We start from the raw sequence: 23,848 nt of genomic DNA, 5'->3' as shown, positions 1-23,848 counted from the left end.
CAACCTGTGCCGACTTCGAGAGGATCGACACTTGCAGCATGCCACGCCTGCCGCCCCCGCAGTGCGCGAGACACTGGAGCGACTGCTTGCCAGCCAAACGTTCGGCCGATCCGAACGCGCGCGCAAGCTGCTGCGTTATCTTGTCGAACGTGAACAGGCCGGCGAAGCCGACAGGCTCAAGGGCTTTTCCATTGCCATGGATGTTTTCGGCAAGGACGGCGACTTCGATCCGTCCACCGATGCCGTGGTGCGTGTGCAGGCAGGCAGGCTGCGCGAGCTTCTGCAGCACTATTTTGCCAATGAGGGAATTGCCGAGCCGGTCCGCATCGCCATTCCGCGCGGCGGCTATGTTCCTGCCTATGAATTGAACGCGATCCGCCTGCCGGATATTGCCGAGGCGGTTCCCGAACTCAGGCTGGACGGCGCCGCATCCGCCGATCGGTCAAACGAAGCCGGCACGGGCATGCTGGAGGCGATGTCTCTGGCTTCCGTACCGTCTTCGCCTGCCCCCTCGGTGGCGCGCCATCTCCGCTTTTTCTGGATGGCGATCGCCTTGGTCATCGCCATGCTGGGCGTACTGATCCTTCGCCAGGGCAGCACTGCCTTGCTGGCAGGCGGCGACATCTCGGCAATGCCGGAGATCGCTGGCGCAACCGCAAGCATCACGGCATCGGCAAGGGCTGACGCTCTGCCGCAAGTCTATATCGGACTGAAGGCTGACGGCCCCGACGCCAGCCGTGTCGCCGCATCGCTGCGCGCCGGCCTGAGTGGCTTCAATACGATCGACTTCATCGGCCGCGACACCGTCGGCGATCCGGCCGACGACGCGACGAGCTTCATATTCGACGTCCTATCTGGACCGGACGCGGGCGACATCACCATAGAACTGCAAAGCATGGCGTCCGGACGGGTGCTTCTATCGCGCAATCTCACCCCCGCCGACAGCGCACCTGCCGCGGTCGAAGACCGTATCGCCGACATGCTGAGCTCGGCACTCCCCGCCTCCGGCACCATCTACAACTATATCGAGCAGACCGGCACGCCAAACGGTCTGACGCAATGTCTGCTGCTCAACGGCAAATATTACCTCGACCAGAACGCCAGGACCCATGAGGCAGCCTACCGTTGCCTCGAGAAGCTGGCCAATGGTGGAACCAAGTCCTCGCTCGTCTATTCGGAACTTGCTTCCCTGCATCTCGAGGCGGTGTCCGATCATTACGCCTATCCGCCCAGTGCGACGATTGAGACAGCCGTCGAGTTTGCCCATCGCGGCGTGCAGATGGGTCCGACCAGCCCTTATGCCCATCGCTCCTACGGCTATGTCAGTTCACGCCTCGGCAATACGGACGAAGCGATCCGCTGGATGCGCAAGGCCTATGAACTCAATCCCTACGATCTCGGCATGGCCGCCGCTTACGGCTACAGGCTGATCTTCGCCGGACGATATGCTGAGGGAACGCCGATCCTCGATCATGCGGCGGAGACCTTCAGCGGGCACCCGACATGGTGGGATTATGGGCTGTTCGTCGGTGAGCTCATGCTCGGCGACATGAACAAGGCGGTCGCAGCCAGCATGGCCCTGAGAACGACGGCAACGAAATCACACTATCTGGCGGCGCGGCTGATCGGCGCCAAGGCTGCCGGACAGGATCATCTGGTGAGCACGCTGCTGAAACAACTGACCACCGAGTTCCCCAAATTTGCCGCCGATCCGCGGGCGACTTTCGTCGAGCGGAAATATCCGGCCGACCTGACCGACCGGCTGGTCCAGGCACTCCGCGCTGCCGGGCTCGGCAGCCCAAGCTGACACCATCGACGTCCGCGTACTGGCTGTGCCGCGTCCCGATGGATTTCCTGCGCTCCGATCGCCGATTGCCGATTGGTCGCCAAGTTCTGTACACAACCGTACAAATCGCGAAAATTTTACTGGTCATCACGTTGGACTAGGAGCAATTCAGCCACCATTGGGTGTCGCGCATTCTGCAATAACAAAAAATCAGCTTTCATGACCGCATCACTTTTTGCCGCCGAAGAGGGTGTTGGCTCGAAGGCCATCGTCCTGCTGCACGGTTTCGGCGGCTGCCATGATGTATGGCGCGAGGTGATTTCCGCCCTGACGCCTTCCACGCATACGCTGGCCTATGATCTGCCTGGGCACGGGTTGTCGCTCGATTTTCCCGCCGCCGGTCCCGCCAGGGTGGCAGCCAAGGCCGTGCTCGCCGATCTCTCGGAGCGTCGCCTGAAGCGCGTTCATCTCGTGGGCCACTCGATGGGCGGTGCCGTGGCGGCGCTGATGGCGCTGGCCGAGCCCGAAAAGATAGCCTCGCTGACGCTTCTGGCGCCGGGCGGCCTTGGCCCAGAAATCAATGGACCGCTGTTGCGCCGCTATGCCGAAGCCGCGGATCGGTCCGAGATCCGCTCCTGCCTCGCCGTCATGTCGGGACCTTCAGCCCCGCCGCTCGAACATACGGTGGACACCCTTTGGGAAATGCGCAGGCGACCCGGCCAACTCGAAAAGCTCGTCGAGATCGCAGCCGCCATGACCGTGGACGGTCGGCAAGGCGTCATCCCGCACGATCGCCTCGATGGACTGAACATGCCGGTGATGGTGGCATGGGGAATCAGCGATGCGGTGCTGCCCTTTACCCAGGCGGATGACCTGCCGGCGCATTTTCACGTGCACCACGTGCTGGAGGCCGGCCATATGCTGGCTGAGGAAGCCCCCGACCTTGTTGCCGAGATCATTCGCCGGAACACCAATCGTCGCGCCAGGCCACACCGCCAGAAATTCGCCGCAGCAGCCAGCTGACCTTTTTCGCGCACGACAACCTTCCTGGACACCCCGGGGCCGTCGATCTCGCCAGTGCATTTTGCCGGCGGCTGTGTTAACCCGGTGTTAACCAAACCTACGAGGCGGACGCCGATGAAGGAAGCAGGCGAGAAGACCATCGACCAGTCCAAGAAACTGTCCGATGCCATCCGTGATGTCAAAAATGCCTTCGCCGACCGCGACGACGTCGTCGTCGACATGCGCGAGGCGCATCGCATGCGTCTCGATCTGCTCGCCGCCGAACTGGCACCGGTTTTTGCCGATGTTCCGGCCGACATGGACAATTTCGACTTTGTCGTCTCGTCCGGCTTGCAGCCGCGCCTGTGGATCGACGCCATCAGCCATGTCGCCATGGGGCGCGACCGCCGGACCTATCGCTTCCTCAAGGACACCCGTATCGGCCGAGTGGTGCTTGCCGAATCCACCGAGATGAAGCCGGTTGCCGATTCCGTGACGCGCTATGTCGCCGAGCGCATCGTCGAGCGTCAGAGGATGCTGGAAGGCGGCGTCGAACCCGCCGTCGCCGGCCTGAAACGTGCCTATGTGCCGGAAGCCGAACCGCCGCTGCGCGCAGCGGAGCGCGGCAAACGCTGGTCGGCCCTTCTGTCCGGGCTTGGCCTGATCGCTGCCGGCGCACTGGTCGGCCTTGTGGTGTCGGTCGTCCTGTTCTGGGACCGCATCGTGGCCATGGTTGTCAATTTGCGGCCATAGCGGCCTCGGCGCCAAGCTCCACCGTCTGCAGATCGGATGGCGGTATGGACGGCCCGGTCAGGCCGCGCCGTGTCAGCCGGATCCGCCAATTGCCCGTCTCGCCGTCAATGTCGAACAGATTGTACTGCGCCGCCGGGTTCTTGCCGCCCGGCGCCTGGCCGGCGGCAGCGACACCGACCGCCGGGATCCTGACGCCGCGACCGCCTATGAAGAACAGCGACGGCAGATGCGAATGGCCGTGCAGCACAAGGTCGGCGCCGTGGCGACGAATGATCTTGTTGAAGCGGGCAATGCCGAACAGCCGCTTGTGCTGCGGGACCGCACCGCGCACCGGCGGATGATGGATCATGATGACGCGGAACAGCCCCTGTCCGGCGGTATCCCCGAGGATTTTGCCGAGCCGCTTCGCTTGGCCCTCCATGAAGAAACCATTGGCCATGAAGGGCGCCGTGGCGCGCGCCGTCGAGACACCGATCAGTGCGACGTTGCCGCGCACGCGCAGATAGGGAAATGCGTTGCGATCGACCGGCGTGTTGACGCCGTCGCCGCTCATCCACGCCGCCCAGGATCGGCAGACCTTGTCGAAGGCGCCTGGCACATAGGCGTCGTGGTTGCCCGGAACGACCGAAACATCATGCGCCGGCCCTAACGTCTCCAACCAGTGCCTGGCCATCTCGATCTCGCCGTCGAGCGCCAGATTGACCAGGTCGCCGGTGACGGCGAGGTGGTCAGGCGTGTTCGCCTTGATGTCGGCGACGATCGTGTCGATGACCGCATCATGCATATGGCGGCGGCGGTTGCGCTGCCAGTTGACATAGCCGAGCACGCGCTTGGAGGCGAGATCGCGATAGGATACATCGGGGAGCGGCCCCAGATGGACATCAGAAATATGCGCGAGCCTGAACATACAACCTTCATAGGCGACCCGCGCACGGCTTTCCACCCACGGTTTCGCTATCAATGACGAGCCCTGAAGATGCCTTCCGCCAGACCGGCTGGCCAGGTTTGAGGGCCAGGCTGTTCCATCTCTATTTCGTGCTGCGGAGGCCGATGACGCTTGGCGTGCGCGGCCTGATCCACGACAGGGCGTCCAGGTCCGTCTTCCTCATTCGCCATACCTACGTACCAGGCTGGCAGCTGCCCGGCGGCGGCGTCGAAGTCGGCGAGACGATGAACGAGGCACTGGCCCGTGAACTGGCCGAGGAAGGCAACATCGCTCTCACCGCCCCGCCGGTGTTCAAATCGATGCATTTCAACCGCCGCTCCAGCCGCCGCGACCATGTCGGCTTTTATTTGCTCGAGCATTTCAGCCAGACGGCGCCGAAGCGGCCGGATCACGAAATCGCCGAAGCTGGCTTCTTCCCGCTCGACCGCTTGCCGCAGGGCACGACGCCGGCGACGCTGCGCCGGATCGCCGAGGTTTTTGACGGCGAGCAGCCCTCGCCCTACTGGTAGATCAGGCTGCCGCTTTCTCGAAGCGCGCCCGGTCGTGCCATGCGGCATAATCCAGATCCGGTCCGACAGGCACGATCCGCGTCGGATTGATCGTCTGGTGGCTGCCGTAATAGTGCGCCTTGATATGATGCATGTTCACCGTCCCGGCCACACCAGGCACCTGGTAGAGATCACGCAGATAGTTGGACAGGTTCGGGTAGTCGGCGATACGGCGCAGATTGCATTTGAAGTGGCCGACATACACCGGATCGAAGCGCACCAGCGTGGTGAACAGCCGCCAGTCGGCCTCGGTGATAGGACCACCGACGAGATAGCGCTGCTTCGACAGCCGCTCCTCCAGCGCATCCAGCGCTGTGAACACTTCACCGAACGCCTCTTCATAAGCGCGTTGCGTGGTGGCGAAGCCGGCGCGATAGACGCCGTTGTTGACCGCGGGATAGACCAGCGCATTGATGCGATCGATCTCGCCGCGCAATGCCTTCGGATAGAAATCGAGGCTGGCGTCGCCCCATTCGTCGAAGGCTGAATTCAGCATGCGGATGATTTCGGAAGACTCGTTGGAGACGATGGTCTGCTCCTTTTTGTCCCACAGCACCGGCACAGTCACCCGGCCCGAATAGGCGGGATCGGCCTTGGCATAGATCTGGTGCAGGAAGTCGAGGCCATAGAGCATGTCGCCCGTGGCGCCGTCCTCAGCCACGAACGTCCAGCCGTTGGCGCCCATGAAATGATGCACCACCGACACCGATATGACGCCTTCCAGCTTCTTCAGCGCGCGAAAGATCAACGTCCGGTGGGCCCACGGACAGGCAAGCGAGACATAGAGGTGATAGCGGCCGGGCTCGGCCTTGAAACCACGCGTCCGGCCTTCGGCAGGCGCCCCGTCAACGGTGACCCAGTCGCGCCATTGCGACTGCGTCCGCACGAACCTGCCACCATTGTCCGCTGTATCGTACCAGCGGTCCTGCCACCTTCCTTCGACCAGCATTCCCATACAAATCTCCTTGCGTCCTGTTGGTTGATGTAGGCGCAAGGCTGCCCTGTCGAAGACGTCAGGTGCTGAACAGACCGTCACTTGGCGGAAATGACGAACAAAACGGCCGATTGCAGCGGCGGGAAATTGATGCTAGCGGACAATCCGCATGTTCGATTTTGCTTCGATCCGGTTTTACCGACGACGAAAGGGCGCCCGCGCTTGATGAAGCGCTGACTGGCGAACGCTGCCGTTTGCAGCAACCTTTCCTCCTTACCGGAACGCAAAGACCATGAGCCTTGCCGACGTGAAATACCTGCCGGAAACCCCGGCGCACGACCCCGAGATCGAAGCCATCAACGACGAAGCCTTCGGGCCCGGCCGCTTTGTGCTGGCCGCCTACAAGATTCGTGAAGCCGGAGGGCACGAGCGCTCGCTGTCCTTTGTCGCCGTCGATGGCGACATCGTCGTCGCCTCGGTGCGCATGACCCGCATCGCCGCCGGTGCAGGCCGCGCGCTAATGCTCGGGCCGCTCGCGGTGCGGCCGGCCTTCAAGAATCTCGGCATCGGCCGCCGGCTAGTGGCAATCGCGCTGGAGGCCGCCGCCAAGACCGGCGCACCTGCCGTCATGCTGATCGGTGACGAGCCCTATTACGGGCCGCTCGGTTTCAAGCGGATTCCGCGCGGCCAGATTTCGATGCCGCGCCCCGTCGATCTCGACCGGCTGCTGTCGCACGAGATCGCGCCGGGCGCGGTCGCCAGGCTCTTGGGCGAGGTCTGCCACGCCGATCAGGCCAGGGTGGCCGATCCTGTCGCGGCGATGGCTTGACCTTTCCCGTCGATCTAGCGCCTGATCCGTCCCACTGTTCCTGAGATCAAAGGATGACGCCATGAACCCGAACGGCCAGATCGCGATCGTCACCGGCGGCGGCTCCGGCCTTGGCGAGGCAACGGCGCGCGCGCTGGCCGCCAAGGGCGCTCGCGTCGCCATCTTCGATGTCGGCATTGACCGCGCGGCCAAGGTCGCGGCCGAGATCGGTGGTATTGCCGTCCAGTGCGACGTCAGCAGCGCCGACAGCGGAACCGCTGCGCTCGCCGACGTCGCCGCCAAGCTTGGCGAGCCGCGGATCCTGGTCAATTGCGCCGGCATCGCCATCGGCGTGAAGACGATCGGCAAGGATGGTCCCCATCCCCTTGATCAGTATCGCAAGGTGATCGAGGTCAATCTGATCGGTACGTTCAACATGATCCGCCTCGCCGCCGAGCGCGCGTCGAAGCTCGAGCCGCTGCAGGGCGGCGAGCGCGGCGTCATCGTCAACACCGCTTCGGTTGCCGCCTATGATGGCCAGATCGGCCAAGCCGCCTATGCGGCATCCAAAGGCGGCGTCGTCGGCATGACGCTGCCGGTGGCGCGCGATCTTGCACGTTCCGGCATCCGCGTCTGCACCATCGCACCCGGCATCTTCAAGACGCCGATGATGGCCGGCATGCCGCAGGAAGTTCAGGATTCGCTGGGCGCCGCCGTGCCTTTCCCGTCGCGCCTGGGCGAACCGTCCGAATATGCCGCTCTCGCCCTGCACATCATCGAGAATCAGATGTTGAACGGCGAGACCATTCGTCTCGACGGCGCCATTCGCATGGCGCCGAAATAGAAGGTCATGAGCACCGGCCTGTCCGCTGCCGCTAAAACCGGCCCGCTTGCCGGGCTGAAGGTGATCAAAGATGGCCGGACTCGGACCGGTGCCGCTGGCGGGCCTGATGCTGTCGGAGATGGGCGCCGAAGTGCTGCGCATCGAACGGATGGGGACGAGCGAACTCCTGTCGCTGCCGGATGAGTACAACATCGACCGCCATGGCCGCGCCCTCCTGCACCTCGACCTGAAGCGCCGTGAAGGCACCGATCTGTTGCTGCGCCTTGCCGAAAAGGCGGACATGTTGCTCGAAGGGTTTCGCCCGGGTGTCATGGAACGGCTTGGCCTCGGCCCCGAAACGGCGCTGGCGCGCAACCCGGCGCTGATCTACGGCCGTATGACCGGCTTCGGTCAGGACGGCCCGCTCGCCGGCCGCGCTGGCCACGACATCACCTACCTCGCCTATAGCGGCGTGCTGCACGCCATCGGCCATGTCGGCAGCCGTCCCGTCCCGCCGCTCAACCTTGTCGCCGACTATGGCGGTGGCGCCATGATGCTGATTGCCGGCGTGCTGGCCGCCCTGTTCCAACGTTCGCGCACGGGCAAGGGTGAAGTCATCGACGCCGCGATGGTCGACGGTGCCTCGATGCTGGCGGTGCCCCTGCACGCCTTGACGGCGGCCGGCTTGTGGAGCGACAAGCGCGGCGCGAACCTGCTCGATTCCGGCGCCCCGTTCTACGACACCTATGAGACGGCGGATGGCGGGCACATCGCCATCGGCTGCCTCGAGCCGCAATTCGCCGAATTCGCCAGGCTGCTGCCGCTCGACGAACGCTTTGCGTCCGGCCAGTACGACAAGGCCCTGTGGCCGCCGATGCGCGCCGCCATTGCCGATCGGATCCGCCAGAAATCGCGCGACGACTGGGACCTGCTGTTCGCGCAAACCGATGCCTGCGTTGCACCCGTCCTGTCGCTGCAAGAGGCGAAGCACCACCCGCACAATCGGGCACGCAACGCCTCTGTGGCGACAGGTGCATTTGAGCGCCCGGCCCCCGCGCCGCGTTTCTCAAGCTCGCAACCGACATTGGCCACTATGCCAGGCAATGAGGATTTGTCACCATCGGCAATACTGGCACGTTTCGGCTTTGCGAAAGCCGAGATCGACGGCCTTGTCAAATCCGGCTTGCTGACCGATAACTAGAGAAGAAGGATCAACTTACTGCGGTGCTGCCTTGGACGAGCCGAAAAAGGACGTGATCCGCGAGACGGACGCCGAAGCGATCCGGCTGGCGAAGACGCTTCTGCGCAGCGCCCGCTTTGGCGCCCTGGCGGTGATCGAACCGCAAACCGGCTCGCCGCTGGCCAGCAGGGTCGGCGTGGCCACCGACATCGATGGCGCGCCGCTGATCCTGGTGTCGATGCTTTCGGCGCACACCGGCGCCCTGCTTGCCGATCCGCGCTGTTCCCTGTTGCTCGGCGAACCGGGCAAGGGCGACCCGCTGGCGCACCCGCGCCTGACATTGATCTGCCAGGCGGCGCGGCTTGAGCGCGGATCTGCCGAACACGCCCGCGTCGAGCGCCGCTATCTCAATCACAATCCCAAGGCGAAACTTTACGCCGGTCTCGGCGACTTTTCGATCTTTCGCCTCGGTCCGCAACGCGCCAGCCTCAACGGCGGCTTCGGCAAGGCCTATCAGCTCGATCAATCGGATTTGCTCACCAGCGGACCGATCGTCGAGGAACTCGCGACGCGCGAACAATCGGCCATCGACCACATGAACGCCGACCATGTCGACGCGATCGCCGTCTACGCACAGCATTTCGCAAGGGCATCCGGCAACGGCTGGCGTGTTGCCGGATTCGATGCCGATGGCATGGACCTGGTGTCGGGCGACGATGTTTGCCGGGTCTTCTACCCACAACCTTTGGTGGAGGCAGGCGAATTGCGGCACGTTCTGATCGATATGGCCAAGGCCGGCCGAGCCATTGTCGACGCCGGGACGGAGACTTAATTATGCTGGACCAAAAGCAACACTTGAGATTTAAGTGAAATGCTCTACCTTTTGGTGACGCTGAATCGCCAGCGCCGATCGACAAGTGAATTTGGAATCAGACGCCATTGCCCCCATGGCGTCGGGATGAACAGGAAGCATGGGGGATCGATGGTCTCGACAAAGCTAATCGTGAACGCCGAATCGGCGGCAGAGTTTCTCATGCTGATGGGCAATGAGAAGCGACTGTTGATCATGAGCTACCTCGCCGAAGGTGAAATGTCGGTGGGAGCCATCGCCGAGAAGGTGATGCTCAGCCAATCCGCCCTGTCCCAGCATCTCGCCAAGTTGCGGGCGCTCGACCTTGTCGACACCCGCCGCGACCGGCAGATGATCTACTACTCCTGCAAATCCGACGCCGTGCGAGAACTGCTTGTCATGCTGGACGGCATTTTCGGCAGCGGCAAGGATGATCTGTCCCAGATGGCGCACCGTTTGCGCCGTGCTGGAACCTGACCACATAGCGCCGATCTCGCCGGCGATTTCAGAGCGACATGCGCCCATCCGGGGCGTACAGAGCTGGCTGACTGTCCCGAATCGTCGCATCGTGCTTTCCAAACAAGGTTAGCGCCGGGAAGCGGTCCGGATTTTCGGGCCGATGCGACGGTCGCGAGGAATGCATGGATCCCATTCGCATCGACGACCCGCAAGATCCGCGCGTCGCTGCCTATCTCGACATTCGCGAGCGTGACCTCGCCGGCCGGCAAGGCCGCTTCGTCGCCGAAGGCAAGGTGGTGCTCGACCTGCTGCTCTCGACCGGGCGCTTTGCCGCCGAATCGATCCTGGTCCTGGAAAACCGGCTGGCAGGTCTCGACAACATCCTGAGCAAGGCGCCCGCCGACCTCCCGGTCTATGTCGCCACAAGCGCGGTGATGGACGCTATCGCCGGATTTCACATGCATCGCGGCATCCTTGCCATTGGCCGCAAGGGAGAGCCGCAGCCGGCCGAAGCCCTGCTCGATGGCTTGCCGCCTCGTGCGCTGGTCGTAGTGCTCGTCGGCATCGCCAACCATGACAATGTGGGCTCGATCTTCCGCAACGCCGCCGCCTTTGGCGCTGACGCGGTTCTGCTGGATGCGACATGCTGCGATCCGCTCTATCGCAAGGCGATCCGCGTTTCGGTCGGCGCCGCGCTCAAGATCCCCTTCGCATCGTTCTCCGACACCGCCGGCTTCACAACGATGCTCGCCCGACGTGGCTTCGAACAATTCGCGCTGTCGCCACGCGGGAAGACCGACATCCGCGATGCGCAGCGCAGCAAGCGCCTGGCGCTCTATCTCGGCACCGAGGGCGAAGGCTTGCCGGACGACCTGCTCGCAAGCCTGCGCAACGTGCGGATCACCATGGCGGAAGGCTTCGACAGCCTGAATGTCGCCGCGGCTTCAGCCATCGCGCTGCATCATTTTTCGGCTAGAGCAATTCTAGACTAAGGAGGCCTGATTCAGCTTGTCGCGTCAGCCTTCTGCAGCGCGCGCACGCGGTCGGCAAGACTGCGGTCACCGTTGCCGGAGCGGGCGTCCGACGGTACCGCCAATGCCTTGGCGATCGGCGAACCAGGCCCCTCGAGCTTCGCCGTCAGATGGACGACCTCCGCCGCCAGCGCGTTCATCTGCTCGCGCAAGGCGGAGCTGCTGTCCGTGGCCTTGGACGCGGCCAGTGCGGTGAGGTCGGCCTTCAGCCGCTTGTTCTCGCGCGCCAGCGCCGTCAGCCTCGCCTCGAGCTGCTCACGGTCACTGTCGAGCTTGGCGATTGCCTTGTCCAAATCATCGCTCTTGGCGACATCGCCGCCCTTGCCGACCAGCCGCAAGGCTGGCGCGCTGTCTTCGGATTTCGATCTTTCGCGCATGCGTGCCAGTTCCTTTTCGCGGCGGTCGAGTTTGTCTTCGCGATCGGCAAGTGTGGCCAGCAGCCGCTCGACCTTCTTGTCGAGCTCGGCGGTCCTTTTCTTCTCGGCTTTCAGGGCCTCCCGCGCGGCCTTGCTTTCGGCCGCGATTTCCTGGCCGCGCCTGTCGGCTTCCTTGCGCTGGCCGCGCAGCATCGCAATGTCACTGGCGAGTTTCTGCATTTCGGACTCTCGCGCCACGAGCTCGATCTGTCGGCTGCTCGAGGAAAAACTGGCGTCGTCATACATGCGCTCCAGCTTTTGCAGCTCAAGTGCACGCTTTTCCAGCTTGCGTTCGGTTTCCTTCAGACGCTCCGAAAGCTGCTGCAACTCGCCCTCTCGCTGGCGCAGCGCTTCGTTCTTCGCGCCCAACTCGGTCAGCGCCTGGTTCTTGTCCGTCCGCTCGACCGCCAGGCCCTTCATGGCCTCGCGACCGCGATTGATCTCGACCAGTTGTTCGGCCGTCTTCTCTCGCAACGCCTTGACGCTGATTTCCAGGCGGCGCGTCGTCATGGCGTATTCGGCGCGGATGCGATCCTTGTCCGCCTGGATTTCGGTTTGCGTCAGAGGGATCGAGGATTCGACGCGTCTGCGTGTAAGCGTGACCGCACGACGCCATATGGCCGGAGCCACCATGAGCGCCAGAAAGCCAGCACAGAGAAAGCCGAGGACGAAGAACAGGACCGACTGGACCAAGTGACTACCCGTTGTGGCCGGTAAGCATCAAACCAGATAAACCAAAAGCGCATAGAGCGCTTTGACTGTGCCACGTTGACATGGCGGAAATCCAGCGTTGCGGCAAGGGTTTGCCGCAACGCCACGAGTTTAATGCATGTCGACCCAAAAGCGGTCCCGGTTTTGGGCAACGACAGCCAAGGACTTCAGCTTAGAACGGATTCCAGGTGGCGCGCTCGGTAAGCTTCAGATAGCCGAGATTGACGCCAAGCCGGGCACCGACACCGGTGCGGATCGGCACCAAAACCACATTGTTGTTCTTCAGCACGTTGAAGCCGACACCAGCCACCACATAGGCCGAACCGGCGACGCCGCCATAGCGGTTGTAGAGGCTGCCCACATCGTCGAGATTGTAGACCAGCATCATCACCCGCGACCCCTCGCCGCCGAAATCCCAGCCGAGCGATGGGCCTTGCCAGAACACTTTGTGATCGCCGGCATTCTTGGTGTAGAGCGTGCCTTCGCCATAGGTCAGGCCACCGATCAGCGCGCCCGAGCCCTCTTCGCCCAGCAGATAGCCGTTGGGCAGGCCGTAGGAAGCAAAAATCTTCTCGACGACCGTGGCGAGCCCGCCCGATGTCGCGCCGAAGAACTTGTGACCGGAATCGACAATCTCCTGAGCGGTGTATTCCTGGGCCCGCAGGGCTGAAGTCGAGAAGACGAGAACGCCCAGGAGCGTGACCGCCATTGAGAAGACACGGAGAAAGCTCCGGTCGTAGTATCGGGAAAACATGCTTCCAATCTCCGTCAGGGAGCACCTTCGCCGACGCCTCGCACCCCGTACGGCTCTTTTAGCCGGCCGTTAAGGGTAACTGTTAGGGGCAAACTATGCCGTAATCCTTTTTCAACCATTAAGCTCCCACATGAACATGGCGGTTCGAAGGCTGTTTGGGGTCGCTCAAGTGGGGCCGGCAGCCTGCGTGAACACGCCATTTGCCACAACCACAATTTGGATTTGTTGCTGCACGCACGGGCGCTGTGTATTCAGAAAGCCCGAGGAGAGAGTGCGTGATTCGTGTGGCAGGCGACGATCGATCGCCCGGCCATGAGTTGTGAGATTTTGCAGGGATTTTTCGCCGATGGCCGATCTGTTCACCCTTTCCGCACCCGATCTGGCAGCGCTTTTGTGCAGTCGGGTCTGCCACGATATCATCTCGCCGGTCGGCGCGATCAACAACGGGCTCGAATTGCTTGATGAAGGCGGCGCCGATGAGGACGCCATGAAGCTGATCCGCCAGAGCGCCCGCAACGCTTCGGCCCGCCTGCAGTTCGCCCGCATCGCCTTCGGTGCCGCCGGCTCGGCCGGCATGTTGATCGATACCGGCGATGCCGAAGCGGTCGCCATCGCCTTCCTCAAGAACGAAAAGCCGGAACTGACCTGGAACGGGCCCCGCGCGTTGCTGCCCAAAAACAAGGTCAAGCTGCTGCTCAACCTGATCCTCGTCGCCAATGCCGCCATTCCGCGCGGCGGCAAGCTTTCCGTGACGCTGGAAAACCTCGAGACCGAGCCGCGTTTCGCGCTTGCGTCGGCTGGCCCGATGCTGCGTGTGCCGCCGAAATTCCTCGAACTGCATTCCGGCCACAAGCCGGAGGAACCGATCGACGCGCATTCCGTGCAGCCCTACTACACGCTGCTTCTGGCGCGCGAAGCCGGCATGACGATATCGATCCACGCGACGCCGGAAGAAATCGTGCTTTCTGCGGCCTGATTGCGCAGCCGATAGCGCGAAGTATTTCTACATTGAAATCTGTAATTCCAGCTCATCGACTTGAGATGCGTCTGGTCGTCCAGGCAGCGCCAAAGCATTCGCGAATAAAAGTAGGCACCTGCCTATCTTTGTAAAAATTTTACCTAACGCCTTTTCGGCTTCTTTACCAGATTGGCCTATGGTGCGTCCTGAATGCCCCCGACGCTACCGGACTGCCAGAAGGCAAAGAGGACCCGGAAATGAAACGCTGCATGTTCGTCGACGATTCAAGCGTCATCAGGAAGGTTGCAAAACGCATCCTGGGCGGCTCCGAAATGATTGTCATCGAGGCCGCCAGCGGACTTGACGCGCTGGAGATGTGCGCCGCCGACATGCCCGACATCATCGTCGTCGATGGCGCCTTGCCTGACGTACCGGCGGTCGATCTCATCCGTCGCGTCCGCGCCATGGAGAGCCCGATAAGGCCGCAGATCCTGATTTCCCTGGTCGAGCTCGATATTGCTTCGATCATGCGGGCCAAGCGAGCCGGCGCCCAGGGCTATCTCTTGAAGCCGTTCAACCGCCCGCAGCTGCTCGAGCGCTTTCGCACCTTGAAGAGCGCACCTGATTCGGTACCCTTGAGCAATTCCAGAAAAAGTGCGTGACGGTTTCCTGCTCAGCAGCCCAAAACAGACCCTTACCAGCCGTCATGCAAAAACCCGGCCGAAGCCGGGTTTTTTATGGAAAAGATTCGAGCGATTCGTCGCTCAGGCGCTGACGCGAATGTCTTCCGGTTCGCGCAGCACATAGCCGCGCCCCCAGACCGTTTCAATGTAGTTCTGACCGCCCGATGCCGCGTCGAGCTTTTTGCGCAGCTTGCAGATGAAGACGTCGATGATCTTCAACTCAGGCTCGTCCATGCCGCCATAGAGGTGGTTGAGGAACATTTCCTTGGTCAGCGTGGTGCCTTTGCGCAGCGAAAGCAACTCCAGCATCTGGTATTCCTTGCCGGTCAGGTGCACGCGCTGGCCGCCGACTTCGACGGTCTTGGCATCTAGGTTGACCACTAGGTCGCCGGTGGTGATGACCGACTGGGCGTGGCCCTTGGAGCGCCGCACGATGGCATGAATGCGGGCAACCAGCTCATCCTTGTGGAACGGCTTGGTCATGTAGTCGTCCGCGCCGAAGCCGAGGCCGCGCACCTTGTCCTCGATGCCGGCCATGCCGGAGAGGATGAGAATAGGTGTTTTGACCTTGGAAAGGCGAAGCGTTCTCAAGACCTCGTAGCCCGACATATCAGGCAGGTTGAGATCGAGAAGAATGATATCGTAGTCGTAGAGCTTGCCTAGATCGACGCCCTCTTCCCCGAGATCGGTCGTGTAGACGTTGAAACTTTCCGATTTCAGCATCAGTTCGATGCTTTGTGCGGTTGCACTGTCATCTTCTATCAGCAGAACACGCATTTCATTCCCCTTTTCTGCTGCCGGACCATTTCACGACCCGTCCGGACCCGGAGCAGTGGTTGCCTTGTGCAGAGGCTGCCATTGAATGGTTAACAAATCCTAATTTCCCGTCCATGACGGTACCAGATTTTTTAACCTCTTTCTACACCCTCTTGAATCTAATAACGAATCTCAGAACCAAATTCCTAATGCAACACATTAACAACCTGGACTAAGCGACTCCAGGGACTCATCGACGTCGCTTCCGCATCGGTGGCCGGAATTTTTACCCGGCCTTAAGTCCTGACCCGTATGATTAACAATGCCCGTAAACGAATGGTTACCGCCGGCAAAAAACTTTAGGGTTTTGTTTCCCATAGTTCGGGGAAAGGCGGTGGACACGGGTGCGGCCTGGGCGTTTCCAGGTGGTTTGGACGATAAGTGCGGGTGTGCGTTTCCGGGAGTACCGAATCATGAAGTCACGTGAAAACCTCGTTCGGCTGAAACAGTTTCAGGTGAATGAGAAGCGGCGGCAGCTGCTGCAGCTCGACATGATGATCGCCGAGTTCGAACGCATGGCCGTCGAGCTGGAGCTTCAGATCACCGCCGAGGAAAAGAAGGCCGGCATCACAGACATCAACCATTTCGCCTATCCGACCTTCGCCAAGGCGGCTCGCCTGCGCCGCGACAACCTCAGGAATTCCCAAAGCGACCTCGCCCAGCAGCGAAGCGCCGCCGAATCATTACTCGGCGAAGCTGAAGCGGAGCTTTCCAAGGCGGAAATGCTGGAATCGCGCGACACGAAGATCCGCGAAGCCGAAGTCGGTGGCCGCAGCGCCATGATCGGCTAAGACCTGGCGGTTTGCCGCACCAACGCTCGCCATCAGGCTGGCGCATTGTCGCGGCTTGCGGCTCCTGTGGGAAAAATGAACCCGCCCTACGCGGCCCAATCCCCTTCACTCTCGGCAATTGCCCTTGCACGGGCATCCTTGATATCCGGCGCATGCTGCTCCGCCCATGACCTGATCTGGGTAAGCAGCCCCGCCAGGTTCTGGCCGAGCTCGGTCAATTCATATTCGACGCGCGGCGGAATGACCGGGAAAATCTCGCGCCGCACCAGGCCGTCGCGCTCGAGTACCCGCAGCGTCTGCGTCAGCATCTTCGGCGTGATGCCCTCGAGCTTCCGGGCAAGCTCGCCATTGCGCAGCCGGCCTTTGCGTAGCGCGCAAACCACCAGATACACCCATTTGCTGGCCAGCATCTCCAGCACGGTGTGCGAAGGGCACGTTCGCCGGAACGCGTCATAGCCGAAACCGCAATCATCTTCACTATCCATGAGGTGCGTATATATCAGGAAGGTACATACTGGACAAGGGGATATTACTATCCAAATGATAGTGACACCAACCGAGCAGGAGACATCTCAATGCGTGCCGTTATCCAGAATTCCGTCGGCGGACCCGACGTCCTTGTCATCGCCGATCAGCCGGATCCCACGCCAGAGGCCGGCGAAGTGCTGGTCCGCGTCAAGGCAGCAGGCATCAATCCGGTCGACGGCGCCGTCCGTGCCGGCTACTACCCCTTGCTCGGCGAGCCGCCTTACATCCTGGGTTGGGATATCTCGGGAACTGTCGAAGCACTCGGCGCCGGCGTCACCGGCTTCAAGATCGGCGACGAGGTGTTCGGCATGCCGCGCTTCCCCAAGCAGGCGGCGGCCTATGCCGAGCTGGCTGCCGTGCCTGCCGATCAAATCGCACTGAAGCCGAAGAGCGCGGACCACCTTAAGGCAGGCGCCTTGCCGCTGGCCGGCCTCACCGCCTGGCAAGGGCTTGTTCGCCACGGCGGGCTGAAATCGGGGCAGCGCATATTGGTCCATGCAGGAGCCGGCGGCGTCGGTCATCTGGCGGTGCAGATCGCCAAGGCGCGCGGCGCCTACGTTGTCGCCACGGTCAGCCCGGGCAAGCTCGATTTCGTCCGCGAACTCGGCGCCGACGAGGTCATCGACTACACCAAGGGCGATTTCACCGATCAGGTTCGCGACATCGATCTGGTGCTGGATCCAATGGGCGGCGACCACGCCCAACGCTCGCTGAAGGTGCTCAGGCGTGGCGGCGTTTTGGTGTCATTGCTCGATGTCGGCGACAACACCAGGACCCAGGCCGGCGCGCGAGACATTCGGGTCGAGCGTATGTCCGTCGTTCCCGACAGGGAGGGCCTGGTGGAACTGGCTAGGTTGATCGATGCCAACAAGCTCGCCGTCCATGTGGCGAAGAGCTTCCCGCTGGACCAGGCGGGGGCCGCTCACGCCTTCCTCGCCACCAAGCCGATCGGCAAGGTTGTGCTATCGCTCTGAGCGGGAACGGTGAAAACAGAAGGGCGCGAGGTTAGCCGCGCCCTTCGTCTAAATTCGCAATGGTCAGTGCCGGTATTGCTGGATGCGTGTCGTGCGCAGCCCGGCAAGGCCATATTCGTCGATCGACGCCTGCCAGGACAGGAATTCCTCGGTGGTGAGCTTGTAGCGTTGGCATGCCTCGTCCAGGCTCAAAAGCCCGCCGCGCACGGCCGCAACCACTTCCGCCTTACGCCGGATAACCCAGCGACGTGTATTGGTCGGCGGCAGATCGGCAATCGTAAGAGGGCTGCCGTCAGGCCCGATAACATATTTGACTCTCGGTCTAACCAGATCGGTCATCGTACTCTCTACAAAAAACTCAAAGACCCAATCCCCGCCACGTTACCGCCACAGCTTTAAAAATTGCCTAAGCAGACCCTAATGACTAGGTAAGGATCATGAACGCCGCGTTAGTCTTTTCACCGGCATTTGAAACATCGGCCCGGCAACCCTGATTTTGCGGAGAAAATTGCATCTCTTTGCGGGCTCGGCCGCAACCGATGAATCGCCCTGTGCGCTGGCGCGGCCGTAAAGCTTGACCTATATTCTCGACATTGGCATTGAGGCGCCGCGCAGAACGAAAGCATCATGAACAGTCTCGATCTTCCCGGACGTCCCGAAAACACCCGCATCGTCGTCGCCATGTCGGGCGGCGTCGATTCCTCTGTCGTCGCAGGCCTGCTGAAACGCGAGGGCTACGACGTCGTCGGCGTCACCTTGCAGCTCTACGACCACGGCGCGGCGACGCACCGGGCCGGCTCATGCTGCGCCGGGCAGGACATCGACGATGCCCGCCGTGTCTCCGAGACGCTCGGCATCCCCCATTATGTGCTCGACTACGAGGAACGCTTCCGCAAGGCAGTCATCGATCCCTTCGCCGAGAGCTATGTCGCCGGCGAGACGCCGATCCCGTGCGTTTCCTGCAACCAGACGGTGAAATTCGCCGACCTGCTAGCCACCGCCAAGGAGCTCGGCGCCGACGCGCTGGCCACCGGCCACTACATCCGTTCCGGCGCCAACGGCGCCCACCGCGCACTCTACAGGCCGGTCGACGCCGACCGTGACCAGAGTTATTTCCTGTTCGCCACCACGCAGGCACAGATCGATTATCTGCGCTTTCCCCTTGGCGGCCTGTCGAAGCCGCAGGTTCGCGCCATCGCCGAGGAGATGGGGCTGGCGGTTGCCGCCAAGCAGGATAGCCAGGACATCTGCTTCGTGCCGCAGGGCAAGTATTCCGACATCATCGCCAAGCTGAAGCCAACCGCGGCCAATCCGGGCGACATCGTCCACATCGACGGCCGCGTGCTCGGCCGCCATGAGGGCATCCTGCGCTACACGATCGGCCAGCGCCGCGGCATCGGCATCGCTTCCGGCGAGCCGCTTTACGTCGTCCACCTCGATGCCGACCGCGCTCGCGTCGTGGTTGGCCCGCGCGAGGCGCTGGAGACGCACAAGATCTATCTGCGCAATATGAACTGGCTGGGCGACGGACCGCTCACAGACGTCCCTGCAGGCGGCCTGGAGCTGTTCGCCAAGGTCCGCTCGACGCGGCCGCCGCGCCCGGCCGTGCTGCATCATCGTGCCGGCGCCACATGGGTGGAACTGGTCGACGGCGAATCCGGCATCGCGCCGGGCCAGGCCTGCGTGCTCTACTCCGATGACGGCAACGAAGCTCGCGTGTTCGGCGGCGGCTTCATCGAGCGTTCGGAGCGTGGCGCCGAGGCCGAGGCGATGCTGACCCGGCTTGCCGCCAGGCCGGCCCAGATACCTGCCGAATAAGATACCTGCCGAATAAATAATCCGCGCTTCAGGAATTCGACTTGGTGTGGGTGACCGTGCCGGCGGTCAGGATGCGCAGCACCCTGATCGCTTCCTCGCCGCTGGTACGCGGTTCGGCACGCGTCTCGATGCACTGGATGAAATGCTCCAGCTCGCGTGTCAGCGGCATGCCCTGGGCAACCGCGACATAGGATGGCTCATTGGTGGTGAAGGCCCATTGGCCGCTGTCCTGCCACACTGCATGGCGGTAGACGGCAAGCTTGCGTTCCCATGGCTCGACATCGTCGAACACCGCCATCGCCTTGGTGCCGACCACGGTCAGCCGCCGCTCGCGATAGGGATTGAGACGCGAGGTGAAGAGATGGCTGCGCAGGCCGTTGGGGAAGCGCATGTGCAGATGCGCGAAGTCGCTGAGATTGTCGAGCAGGGCGGCCCCCTCGCCGCGCACCTCGATCGGCTCTGTGCCGGTGATCGCCAGGATCATCGACAGATCGTGCGGCGCCAGGTCCCACAGCGCGTCGTTCTCTGTGTGGAACTTGCCGAGGCCGAGCCGGTGCGAGTGGATGTAGCGGACTTCGCCGAGTTCGCCCTTGTCGATCAGCCCTTTCAGCGTCTCGAAGGCAGGGTGGAACCGCAGGACATGGCCGACCATGAAGACGCGGCCATTGTCCTTGGCCGCCTGCACCGCACGCTCGGCATCCGCCACAGTCAGAGCGATCGGCTTTTCCACCAGCACGTCCTTGCCGGCCGCGACGGCACGCACGGCAAGGTCGGCATGGAATTGCGGCGGCAGCGCCATGACGATGGCGTCGATATCGTCACGCACGAACAACTGGTCCGGCTCGATCGCCAGGCAGTCCTGCTCGCTGGCGAAGCCTTCTGCGCGGGCCCGGTTGGTGTCGGAGACCGCGTACAGCGCGCCGAGCGCCTTGAGAGTGCGGATGTGGTTGCTGCCCCAGTATCCGCAACCGAGGACTGCTATGCGCGGCTTCATCTGTTTCAAACTCTAAAAACTCGTGGCCGAGACATAGCGACGTGCCCCTTCGAACTCAACCCCGGCGGCGGCAACCAAATGTCCGCGTGGCAAAGCTTTTCGATAATGACGATAAGCCGGCAAGCCGGTTGCTTCGAAGCTTGACAGGCTCACCCTCCCAACCTTATATCCGCGCGACCTTGGCGAACGCCCCCGACATGCCTTTCGATTTGAGGCGGATTTCGGGCCTTTCGCCGCCCTGGCGGGGTAGCTCAGTTGGTTAGAGCACGGGAATCATAATCCTGGGGTCGGGGGTTCAAGTCCCTCTCCCGCTACCAGCCCTCTTAAAGACGGCAAAAAGATCAATAAAATCGATGGGGCCTATGCCGGTGCGTCCCAATGCATCCCTTGATGTGGAGTCATTTGCGATGGTGAAGGATGGCGCCGGCACGCTGACCCTTTCAGGCACGTCGCTGCTGGACTGGACCGTCGACCAAGGCGGCGTCATCTCGGCGGCCGAGCGCTAGGCGGCGATGTCTCGATCGGTGCGGGCGCCTCGTTCACCTTCGACCTGACAGCTAATGTGAGCTATGCCGGCGCGCTCTCGGGTACCGGCGATTTCGTCAAGGACGGCTTGGGGACAGTGGTTCTGACTTCGGACAACTCGGCTTTCGCCAGCGCCACTTCGGTCAATGGCGGCACGCTCGCCGCAGGCGCGGCCAACACGTTCAGTTCCGCCTCGCAATTCTCGGTCGCGGCGGGCGCGACGCTCGATCTCGCCGGCACTTCCCAAGCCATTGTCGGGCTGACCAATGCCGGGACTGTGGGCATCGCCGGCAGCCTCGGAAGCAAGCTGACCGTCAGTGGCGACTATGTCGCCGAAGGGCGTCATTGCCCTCATCTCGCGGCAGATCCAATGCTCACGCAAGAAATCAGCCGTCGGCGGCCGCTCAAAATTTACCATTCTCATGAATAGTCCCAGATGTTTAACACCTACCGGTATTTTGGCGGCTATAGTCCGAGCCGCGCTGGTGGACTTGGAAATATCTCGGCATGTGCGGTTTTAGCGGTTATTTCGGCACTGTCCGGGATGGGAGGGCGCTCCTTGGAAGGATGACGGCTGCCATTGCGCATCGCGGCCCCGATGAGCAGGGATTCTTCACCACAAAGGCGGCCGGCCTCGGCCATGCGCGGCTGTCCATCGTCGGCCTGGGGGACGGCCAGCAGCCCATGTCCGATGCGACGGGCGATCTGACGATCGCCTTCAACGGCGAGATCTTCAACTATGTGGAACTGCGCGAGCAGCTTCGCGCGAAAGGCCGCCATTTCCGGACAGCCAGCGACACCGAAGTGATCCTGCATCTCTATGACGAGATGGGGGAGGATTGCGTCTCCGCGCTCAATGGCGATTTCGCCTTTGCGCTCTGGGACGGCCGCCGCCGCCGCATGGTTCTGGCGCGCGACCGCATGGGGGTCCGGCCGCTCTTCTATACAAGGCAGGGCGAACGGCTTTACTTCGCCTCGGAGATCAAGGCGCTCCTCCAGGCCCCGGACGTCGCGGCCGAGATTGATCCGGTCGCACTCGACCAGATCTTCACGCTCTGGGCCCCGATCGCGCCGCGCACGGCCTTCCGCAATATCTACGAACTCGAACCCGCAAGCCTGATGATCGTGCAAGAAGGCAGCGTCTCGACGCGGCCCTACTGGAGTCTGGAGTATCCCGACCGGGACGCGCCGCCCCGGCACCGGGACGAGCGTGCCGCGGCCGAGGAACTGCGCGCCCTCCTGACGGAGGCGACCCGGATCCGCATGCGCGCCGATGTGCCAGTCGGCGCCTATCTCTCTGGCGGCCTCGATTCCTCCATCACATCGGCGCTGGCGGCGGGCATGGCGCCGGGTGGCCTCAGGACCTTCTCGGTCACCTTCGATAGCGCCGAACATGACGAGAGCCCCTTCCAGCTCGAGATGGCCCGTGCGCTCGGCACGCATCACAGCGCCGTCGCCTGCGGGGAAGGCGATATCGCCGCCGTCTTCCCTGACGTTATCCGCTTCACGGAGCGGCCGATCCTGCGCACTGCCCCTGCCCCGCTCTACAAGCTCTCGAGCCTCGTGCGCGAGGCCGGCTTGAAAGTGGTGCTGACGGGCGAAGGCGCCGACGAAGTCTTTGCCGGCTACGATATTTTCAAGGAGGCCAGGGTTCGGCGCTTTTGCGGGAGACAGCCCAGCTCCCGCATCCGGCCGCATCTGTTCCGCAAGCTCTACCCCTATCTTCCGGGCCTGAGGCAGCAATCGGCCGAGTACCTGTTCTCCTTCTTCGGGGCTAGCGGCGCGGCGCTCGACGATCCGCTGTTCTCCCATCGGCCGAGGTTCGACGGCACGGCGGCGACGAAGCTGTTCTACTCGGGCGATCTGCGTGCCACATTGTCCGGATATGACGCCGCCGAGGAGCTCGCCGCGCGGCTGCCCGAGGCGTTCGCCCGCTGGCATCCCTTGCATCAGGCGCAATATCTGGAAGCCCGCTTCCTTCTCCCCGGCTATATCCTGTCCAGCCAGGGCGACCGCATGGCGATGGCCCACGGCATCGAGGGCCGCTTTCCCTTCCTCGACCATCATCTGGTCGAGTTTGCCGCCGGCCTTCCTCCCGAGATGAAGCTGAAGGGGCTCGTGGAGAAGCATATTCTCCGGGAGGCGACCAAAGACCTGCTGCCGGCCGCCATCGGCCGGCGGACCAAGCAGCCCTATCGCGCACCGGACAGCCAGTCCTTCGTTGGGCCGGGCACGAGGGACTATGTCCAGTCGGCCCTGGGCGACGCCGCAGTCAGCGCCGGCGGGCTCTTCAATCCGAAGGCAGTGGCAAAACTACATGAGAAATGCAGCCGCCAGCCGGCCTCCGGCTTTCGCGACAACGCGGCCTTTGTCGGCATCCTGTCGACGCAGCTGTGGCTGACGACTTTCACCGGCACAGGCATTTGCAACGCAAAGGCCGCCTGACACCACCAAGGAAAGCGAACGACATGACCGATACGATCCGAGACGCAGTGAAGGCCTTTGTCATCGAGAACTTCCTGTTCGGCGACACCACCCACGCCCTCGCCGATACGGACTCGCTGATCGAGAACGGCATCATCGATTCGACCGGCGTTCTGGAACTGGTGGCCTTTATAGAGGACCATTGCGGAATCACAGTTGCGGACGCCGATATCGTGCCGGCCAACCTCGATTCACTGGCGCGCATCACGGCCTTCATCACAGCGAAGGCCGCATCGCTCGTCGCGGCGTGACGGCTGGCAGCGGAAGGCCCGAGCT

Annotated in this window: 28 protein-coding genes and 1 tRNA gene; 20 read left to right on the top strand and 9 right to left on the bottom strand. The window is 62.6% G+C overall.

Features of this window, described 5'->3' with window-relative positions; genetic code table 11:
• Nucleotides 1-31: 31 nt before the first annotated feature.
• From EJ079_RS16140 to EJ079_RS16130, 3 genes are all read left to right on the top strand, one after another.
• Complete coding sequence (locus tag EJ079_RS16140; RefSeq protein WP_127809494.1) at nucleotides 32-1,807, top strand: hypothetical protein; 1,776 nt, start codon at nucleotides 32-34, stop codon at nucleotides 1,805-1,807.
• A gap of 198 nt (nucleotides 1,808-2,005) precedes the next feature.
• On the top strand, nucleotides 2,006-2,809 hold the full coding sequence (locus EJ079_RS16135) for an alpha/beta fold hydrolase (protein ID WP_127811348.1): 804 nt from the start codon (nucleotides 2,006-2,008) through the stop codon (nucleotides 2,807-2,809).
• A 114-nt stretch (nucleotides 2,810-2,923) separates the two neighbouring features.
• Nucleotides 2,924-3,541 carry a hypothetical protein gene (locus tag EJ079_RS16130; protein WP_127397201.1) on the top strand — a complete coding sequence of 206 codons (618 nt, stop codon included), beginning with the start codon at nucleotides 2,924-2,926 and terminating at the stop codon, nucleotides 3,539-3,541.
• Here EJ079_RS16130 and EJ079_RS16125 read toward each other — a convergent pair.
• Nucleotides 3,525-4,448 (bottom strand): metallophosphoesterase, encoded by a 924-nt coding sequence (locus EJ079_RS16125; RefSeq protein WP_127317849.1) that lies wholly within the window; start codon nucleotides 4,446-4,448, stop codon nucleotides 3,525-3,527. The two genes, EJ079_RS16130 and EJ079_RS16125, sit on opposite strands and share 17 nt — an antisense overlap.
• A gap of 53 nt (nucleotides 4,449-4,501) precedes the next feature.
• On the opposite strand from EJ079_RS16125, the gene EJ079_RS16120 reads away from it, so the two are divergent.
• Nucleotides 4,502-4,996: an NUDIX domain-containing protein gene (locus EJ079_RS16120; RefSeq protein ID WP_127809493.1), complete on the top strand. Its 495-nt coding sequence runs from the start codon at nucleotides 4,502-4,504 to the stop codon at nucleotides 4,994-4,996.
• 1 nt (nucleotide 4,997) lies between these two features.
• On the opposite strand, the gene EJ079_RS16115 is transcribed toward EJ079_RS16120, so the two are convergent.
• Nucleotides 4,998-5,990, bottom strand: coding sequence for a glutathione S-transferase family protein (locus EJ079_RS16115; protein WP_127809492.1), 993 nt, complete (start codon nucleotides 5,988-5,990; stop codon nucleotides 4,998-5,000).
• Between the two features lie 77 nt (nucleotides 5,991-6,067).
• A complete protein-coding gene (locus EJ079_RS33320; protein WP_164748917.1) occupies nucleotides 6,068-6,232 on the bottom strand; it encodes a hypothetical protein in 165 nt (54 codons plus the stop codon).
• Between the two features lie 29 nt (nucleotides 6,233-6,261).
• Here EJ079_RS33320 and EJ079_RS16110 point away from each other — a divergent pair, with 29 nt between their 5' ends.
• From EJ079_RS16110 to EJ079_RS16085, 6 genes are all read left to right on the top strand, one after another.
• A complete protein-coding gene (locus EJ079_RS16110; RefSeq protein WP_127809491.1) occupies nucleotides 6,262-6,798 on the top strand; it encodes an N-acetyltransferase in 537 nt (178 codons plus the stop codon).
• Nucleotides 6,799-6,859: 61 nt separating this feature from the next.
• Nucleotides 6,860-7,621, top strand: coding sequence for a 3-hydroxyacyl-CoA dehydrogenase (locus EJ079_RS16105; RefSeq protein WP_127809490.1), 762 nt, complete (start codon nucleotides 6,860-6,862; stop codon nucleotides 7,619-7,621).
• A 70-nt stretch (nucleotides 7,622-7,691) separates the two neighbouring features.
• A complete protein-coding gene (locus EJ079_RS16100) occupies nucleotides 7,692-8,801 on the top strand; it encodes a CaiB/BaiF CoA-transferase family protein (protein WP_245481878.1) in 1,110 nt (369 codons plus the stop codon).
• A 31-nt stretch (nucleotides 8,802-8,832) separates the two neighbouring features.
• Entirely contained in the window at nucleotides 8,833-9,612 is a 780-nt protein-coding gene (locus EJ079_RS16095; protein WP_127809489.1) for a HugZ family protein, read from the top strand.
• Between the two features lie 150 nt (nucleotides 9,613-9,762).
• Nucleotides 9,763-10,107, top strand: a complete 345-nt coding sequence (locus EJ079_RS16090) for a metalloregulator ArsR/SmtB family transcription factor (protein ID WP_013529913.1) — start codon at nucleotides 9,763-9,765, stop codon at nucleotides 10,105-10,107.
• A gap of 164 nt (nucleotides 10,108-10,271) precedes the next feature.
• Nucleotides 10,272-11,081: an RNA methyltransferase gene (locus tag EJ079_RS16085; protein WP_127809488.1), complete on the top strand. Its 810-nt coding sequence runs from the start codon at nucleotides 10,272-10,274 to the stop codon at nucleotides 11,079-11,081.
• Between the two features lie 11 nt (nucleotides 11,082-11,092).
• Here the strand turns inward: EJ079_RS16085 and EJ079_RS16080 are convergent, their stop codons facing one another.
• Both EJ079_RS16080 and EJ079_RS16075 read right to left on the bottom strand, forming a co-directional pair.
• Nucleotides 11,093-12,229, bottom strand: coding sequence for a hypothetical protein (locus tag EJ079_RS16080; RefSeq protein ID WP_127809487.1), 1,137 nt, complete (start codon nucleotides 12,227-12,229; stop codon nucleotides 11,093-11,095).
• A 190-nt stretch (nucleotides 12,230-12,419) separates the two neighbouring features.
• Complete coding sequence (locus EJ079_RS16075; protein ID WP_236382921.1) at nucleotides 12,420-12,956, bottom strand: EipA family protein; 537 nt, start codon at nucleotides 12,954-12,956, stop codon at nucleotides 12,420-12,422.
• Between the two features lie 391 nt (nucleotides 12,957-13,347).
• On the opposite strand from EJ079_RS16075, the gene EJ079_RS16070 reads away from it, so the two are divergent.
• On the top strand, nucleotides 13,348-13,977 hold the full coding sequence (locus tag EJ079_RS16070) for a histidine phosphotransferase family protein (protein ID WP_024504504.1): 630 nt from the start codon (nucleotides 13,348-13,350) through the stop codon (nucleotides 13,975-13,977).
• A gap of 239 nt (nucleotides 13,978-14,216) precedes the next feature.
• Nucleotides 14,217-14,621: a response regulator gene (locus tag EJ079_RS16065; RefSeq protein WP_127268016.1), complete on the top strand. Its 405-nt coding sequence runs from the start codon at nucleotides 14,217-14,219 to the stop codon at nucleotides 14,619-14,621.
• Between the two features lie 102 nt (nucleotides 14,622-14,723).
• Here the strand turns inward: EJ079_RS16065 and ctrA are convergent, their stop codons facing one another.
• A complete protein-coding gene (ctrA, locus tag EJ079_RS16060) occupies nucleotides 14,724-15,419 on the bottom strand; it encodes a cell cycle two-component system response regulator CtrA (RefSeq protein WP_006203583.1) in 696 nt (231 codons plus the stop codon).
• Between the two features lie 452 nt (nucleotides 15,420-15,871).
• Between ctrA and EJ079_RS16055 the strand changes: the two genes are divergently transcribed.
• Nucleotides 15,872-16,249, top strand: coding sequence for a flagellar export protein FliJ (locus tag EJ079_RS16055; protein ID WP_013529907.1), 378 nt, complete (start codon nucleotides 15,872-15,874; stop codon nucleotides 16,247-16,249).
• An 86-nt stretch (nucleotides 16,250-16,335) separates the two neighbouring features.
• Here the strand turns inward: EJ079_RS16055 and EJ079_RS16050 are convergent, their stop codons facing one another.
• Entirely contained in the window at nucleotides 16,336-16,734 is a 399-nt protein-coding gene (locus tag EJ079_RS16050; RefSeq protein ID WP_023809911.1) for a helix-turn-helix domain-containing protein, read from the bottom strand.
• Between the two features lie 90 nt (nucleotides 16,735-16,824).
• Between EJ079_RS16050 and EJ079_RS16045 the strand changes: the two genes are divergently transcribed.
• Complete coding sequence (locus EJ079_RS16045; protein ID WP_127809486.1) at nucleotides 16,825-17,751, top strand: NADP-dependent oxidoreductase; 927 nt, start codon at nucleotides 16,825-16,827, stop codon at nucleotides 17,749-17,751.
• A 63-nt stretch (nucleotides 17,752-17,814) separates the two neighbouring features.
• Here the strand turns inward: EJ079_RS16045 and EJ079_RS16040 are convergent, their stop codons facing one another.
• Nucleotides 17,815-18,090, bottom strand: coding sequence for a DUF1153 domain-containing protein (locus tag EJ079_RS16040; protein WP_013529904.1), 276 nt, complete (start codon nucleotides 18,088-18,090; stop codon nucleotides 17,815-17,817).
• A gap of 288 nt (nucleotides 18,091-18,378) precedes the next feature.
• Between EJ079_RS16040 and mnmA the strand changes: the two genes are divergently transcribed.
• Nucleotides 18,379-19,569, top strand: a complete 1,191-nt coding sequence (gene mnmA / locus EJ079_RS16035; protein WP_127317831.1) for a tRNA 2-thiouridine(34) synthase MnmA — start codon at nucleotides 18,379-18,381, stop codon at nucleotides 19,567-19,569.
• A gap of 28 nt (nucleotides 19,570-19,597) precedes the next feature.
• Here mnmA and EJ079_RS16030 read toward each other — a convergent pair whose 3' ends face one another.
• Nucleotides 19,598-20,563 carry a Gfo/Idh/MocA family oxidoreductase gene (locus tag EJ079_RS16030; protein WP_127317829.1) on the bottom strand — a complete coding sequence of 322 codons (966 nt, stop codon included), beginning with the start codon at nucleotides 20,561-20,563 and terminating at the stop codon, nucleotides 19,598-19,600.
• Between the two features lie 240 nt (nucleotides 20,564-20,803).
• On the opposite strand from EJ079_RS16030, the gene EJ079_RS16025 reads away from it, so the two are divergent.
• From EJ079_RS16025 to EJ079_RS16005, 5 genes are all read left to right on the top strand, one after another.
• A tRNA-Met gene (locus EJ079_RS16025) sits at nucleotides 20,804-20,880 on the top strand.
• A 90-nt stretch (nucleotides 20,881-20,970) separates the two neighbouring features.
• Nucleotides 20,971-21,069: a hypothetical protein gene (locus EJ079_RS34200; RefSeq protein WP_164873802.1), complete on the top strand. Its 99-nt coding sequence runs from the start codon at nucleotides 20,971-20,973 to the stop codon at nucleotides 21,067-21,069.
• Between the two features lie 56 nt (nucleotides 21,070-21,125).
• The gene (locus EJ079_RS16015) at nucleotides 21,126-21,518 is read left to right on the top strand and encodes an autotransporter-associated beta strand repeat-containing protein (protein WP_164873801.1); all 393 of its coding nucleotides are present in this window, start codon (nucleotides 21,126-21,128) and stop codon (nucleotides 21,516-21,518) included.
• Nucleotides 21,519-21,595: 77 nt separating this feature from the next.
• Nucleotides 21,596-23,533 (top strand): asparagine synthase (glutamine-hydrolyzing), encoded by a 1,938-nt coding sequence (gene asnB / locus EJ079_RS16010; RefSeq protein ID WP_127809483.1) that lies wholly within the window; start codon nucleotides 21,596-21,598, stop codon nucleotides 23,531-23,533.
• 23 nt (nucleotides 23,534-23,556) lie between these two features.
• The gene (locus tag EJ079_RS16005; RefSeq protein WP_127809482.1) at nucleotides 23,557-23,823 is read left to right on the top strand and encodes an acyl carrier protein; all 267 of its coding nucleotides are present in this window, start codon (nucleotides 23,557-23,559) and stop codon (nucleotides 23,821-23,823) included.
• The last annotated feature ends 25 nt before the right edge of the window (nucleotides 23,824-23,848 follow it).

It is taken from the genome of Mesorhizobium sp. M7A.F.Ce.TU.012.03.2.1 (assembly GCF_004006095.1).
GTDB lineage: Bacteria > Pseudomonadota > Alphaproteobacteria > Rhizobiales > Rhizobiaceae > Mesorhizobium.
This window is presented reverse-complemented; position numbering and strand designations above follow the sequence as displayed.

Bases quoted from the DNA above. Each gene is read 5' to 3' on its own strand.
- EJ079_RS16135 (WP_127811348.1), top strand. From the start codon at position 2,006: ATGACCGCATCACTTTTTGCCGCCGAAGAGGGTGTTGGCTCGAAGGCC.
- EJ079_RS16130 (WP_127397201.1), top strand. From the start codon at position 2,924: ATGAAGGAAGCAGGCGAGAAGACCATCGACCAGTCCAAGAAACTGTCC.
- EJ079_RS16125 (WP_127317849.1), bottom strand. From the start codon at position 4,448: ATGTTCAGGCTCGCGCATATTTCTGATGTCCATCTGGGGCCGCTCCCC.
- EJ079_RS16120 (WP_127809493.1), top strand. From the start codon at position 4,502: ATGACGAGCCCTGAAGATGCCTTCCGCCAGACCGGCTGGCCAGGTTTG.
- EJ079_RS16115 (WP_127809492.1), bottom strand. From the start codon at position 5,990: ATGGGAATGCTGGTCGAAGGAAGGTGGCAGGACCGCTGGTACGATACA.
- EJ079_RS16110 (WP_127809491.1), top strand. From the start codon at position 6,262: ATGAGCCTTGCCGACGTGAAATACCTGCCGGAAACCCCGGCGCACGAC.
- EJ079_RS16105 (WP_127809490.1), top strand. From the start codon at position 6,860: ATGAACCCGAACGGCCAGATCGCGATCGTCACCGGCGGCGGCTCCGGC.
- EJ079_RS16100 (WP_245481878.1), top strand. From the start codon at position 7,692: ATGGCCGGACTCGGACCGGTGCCGCTGGCGGGCCTGATGCTGTCGGAG.
- EJ079_RS16090 (WP_013529913.1), top strand. From the start codon at position 9,763: ATGGTCTCGACAAAGCTAATCGTGAACGCCGAATCGGCGGCAGAGTTT.
- EJ079_RS16085 (WP_127809488.1), top strand. From the start codon at position 10,272: ATGGATCCCATTCGCATCGACGACCCGCAAGATCCGCGCGTCGCTGCC.
- EJ079_RS16075 (WP_236382921.1), bottom strand. From the start codon at position 12,956: ATGGCGGTCACGCTCCTGGGCGTTCTCGTCTTCTCGACTTCAGCCCTG.
- EJ079_RS16070 (WP_024504504.1), top strand. From the start codon at position 13,348: ATGGCCGATCTGTTCACCCTTTCCGCACCCGATCTGGCAGCGCTTTTG.
- EJ079_RS16065 (WP_127268016.1), top strand. From the start codon at position 14,217: ATGAAACGCTGCATGTTCGTCGACGATTCAAGCGTCATCAGGAAGGTT.
- ctrA (WP_006203583.1), bottom strand. From the start codon at position 15,419: ATGCGTGTTCTGCTGATAGAAGATGACAGTGCAACCGCACAAAGCATC.
- EJ079_RS16055 (WP_013529907.1), top strand. From the start codon at position 15,872: ATGAAGTCACGTGAAAACCTCGTTCGGCTGAAACAGTTTCAGGTGAAT.
- EJ079_RS16050 (WP_023809911.1), bottom strand. From the start codon at position 16,734: ATGGATAGTGAAGATGATTGCGGTTTCGGCTATGACGCGTTCCGGCGA.
- EJ079_RS16045 (WP_127809486.1), top strand. From the start codon at position 16,825: ATGCGTGCCGTTATCCAGAATTCCGTCGGCGGACCCGACGTCCTTGTC.
- EJ079_RS16040 (WP_013529904.1), bottom strand. From the start codon at position 18,090: ATGACCGATCTGGTTAGACCGAGAGTCAAATATGTTATCGGGCCTGAC.
- mnmA (WP_127317831.1), top strand. From the start codon at position 18,379: ATGAACAGTCTCGATCTTCCCGGACGTCCCGAAAACACCCGCATCGTC.
- EJ079_RS16030 (WP_127317829.1), bottom strand. From the start codon at position 20,563: ATGAAGCCGCGCATAGCAGTCCTCGGTTGCGGATACTGGGGCAGCAAC.
- EJ079_RS34200 (WP_164873802.1), top strand. From the start codon at position 20,971: ATGGTGAAGGATGGCGCCGGCACGCTGACCCTTTCAGGCACGTCGCTG.
- asnB (WP_127809483.1), top strand. From the start codon at position 21,596: ATGTGCGGTTTTAGCGGTTATTTCGGCACTGTCCGGGATGGGAGGGCG.
- EJ079_RS16005 (WP_127809482.1), top strand. From the start codon at position 23,557: ATGACCGATACGATCCGAGACGCAGTGAAGGCCTTTGTCATCGAGAAC.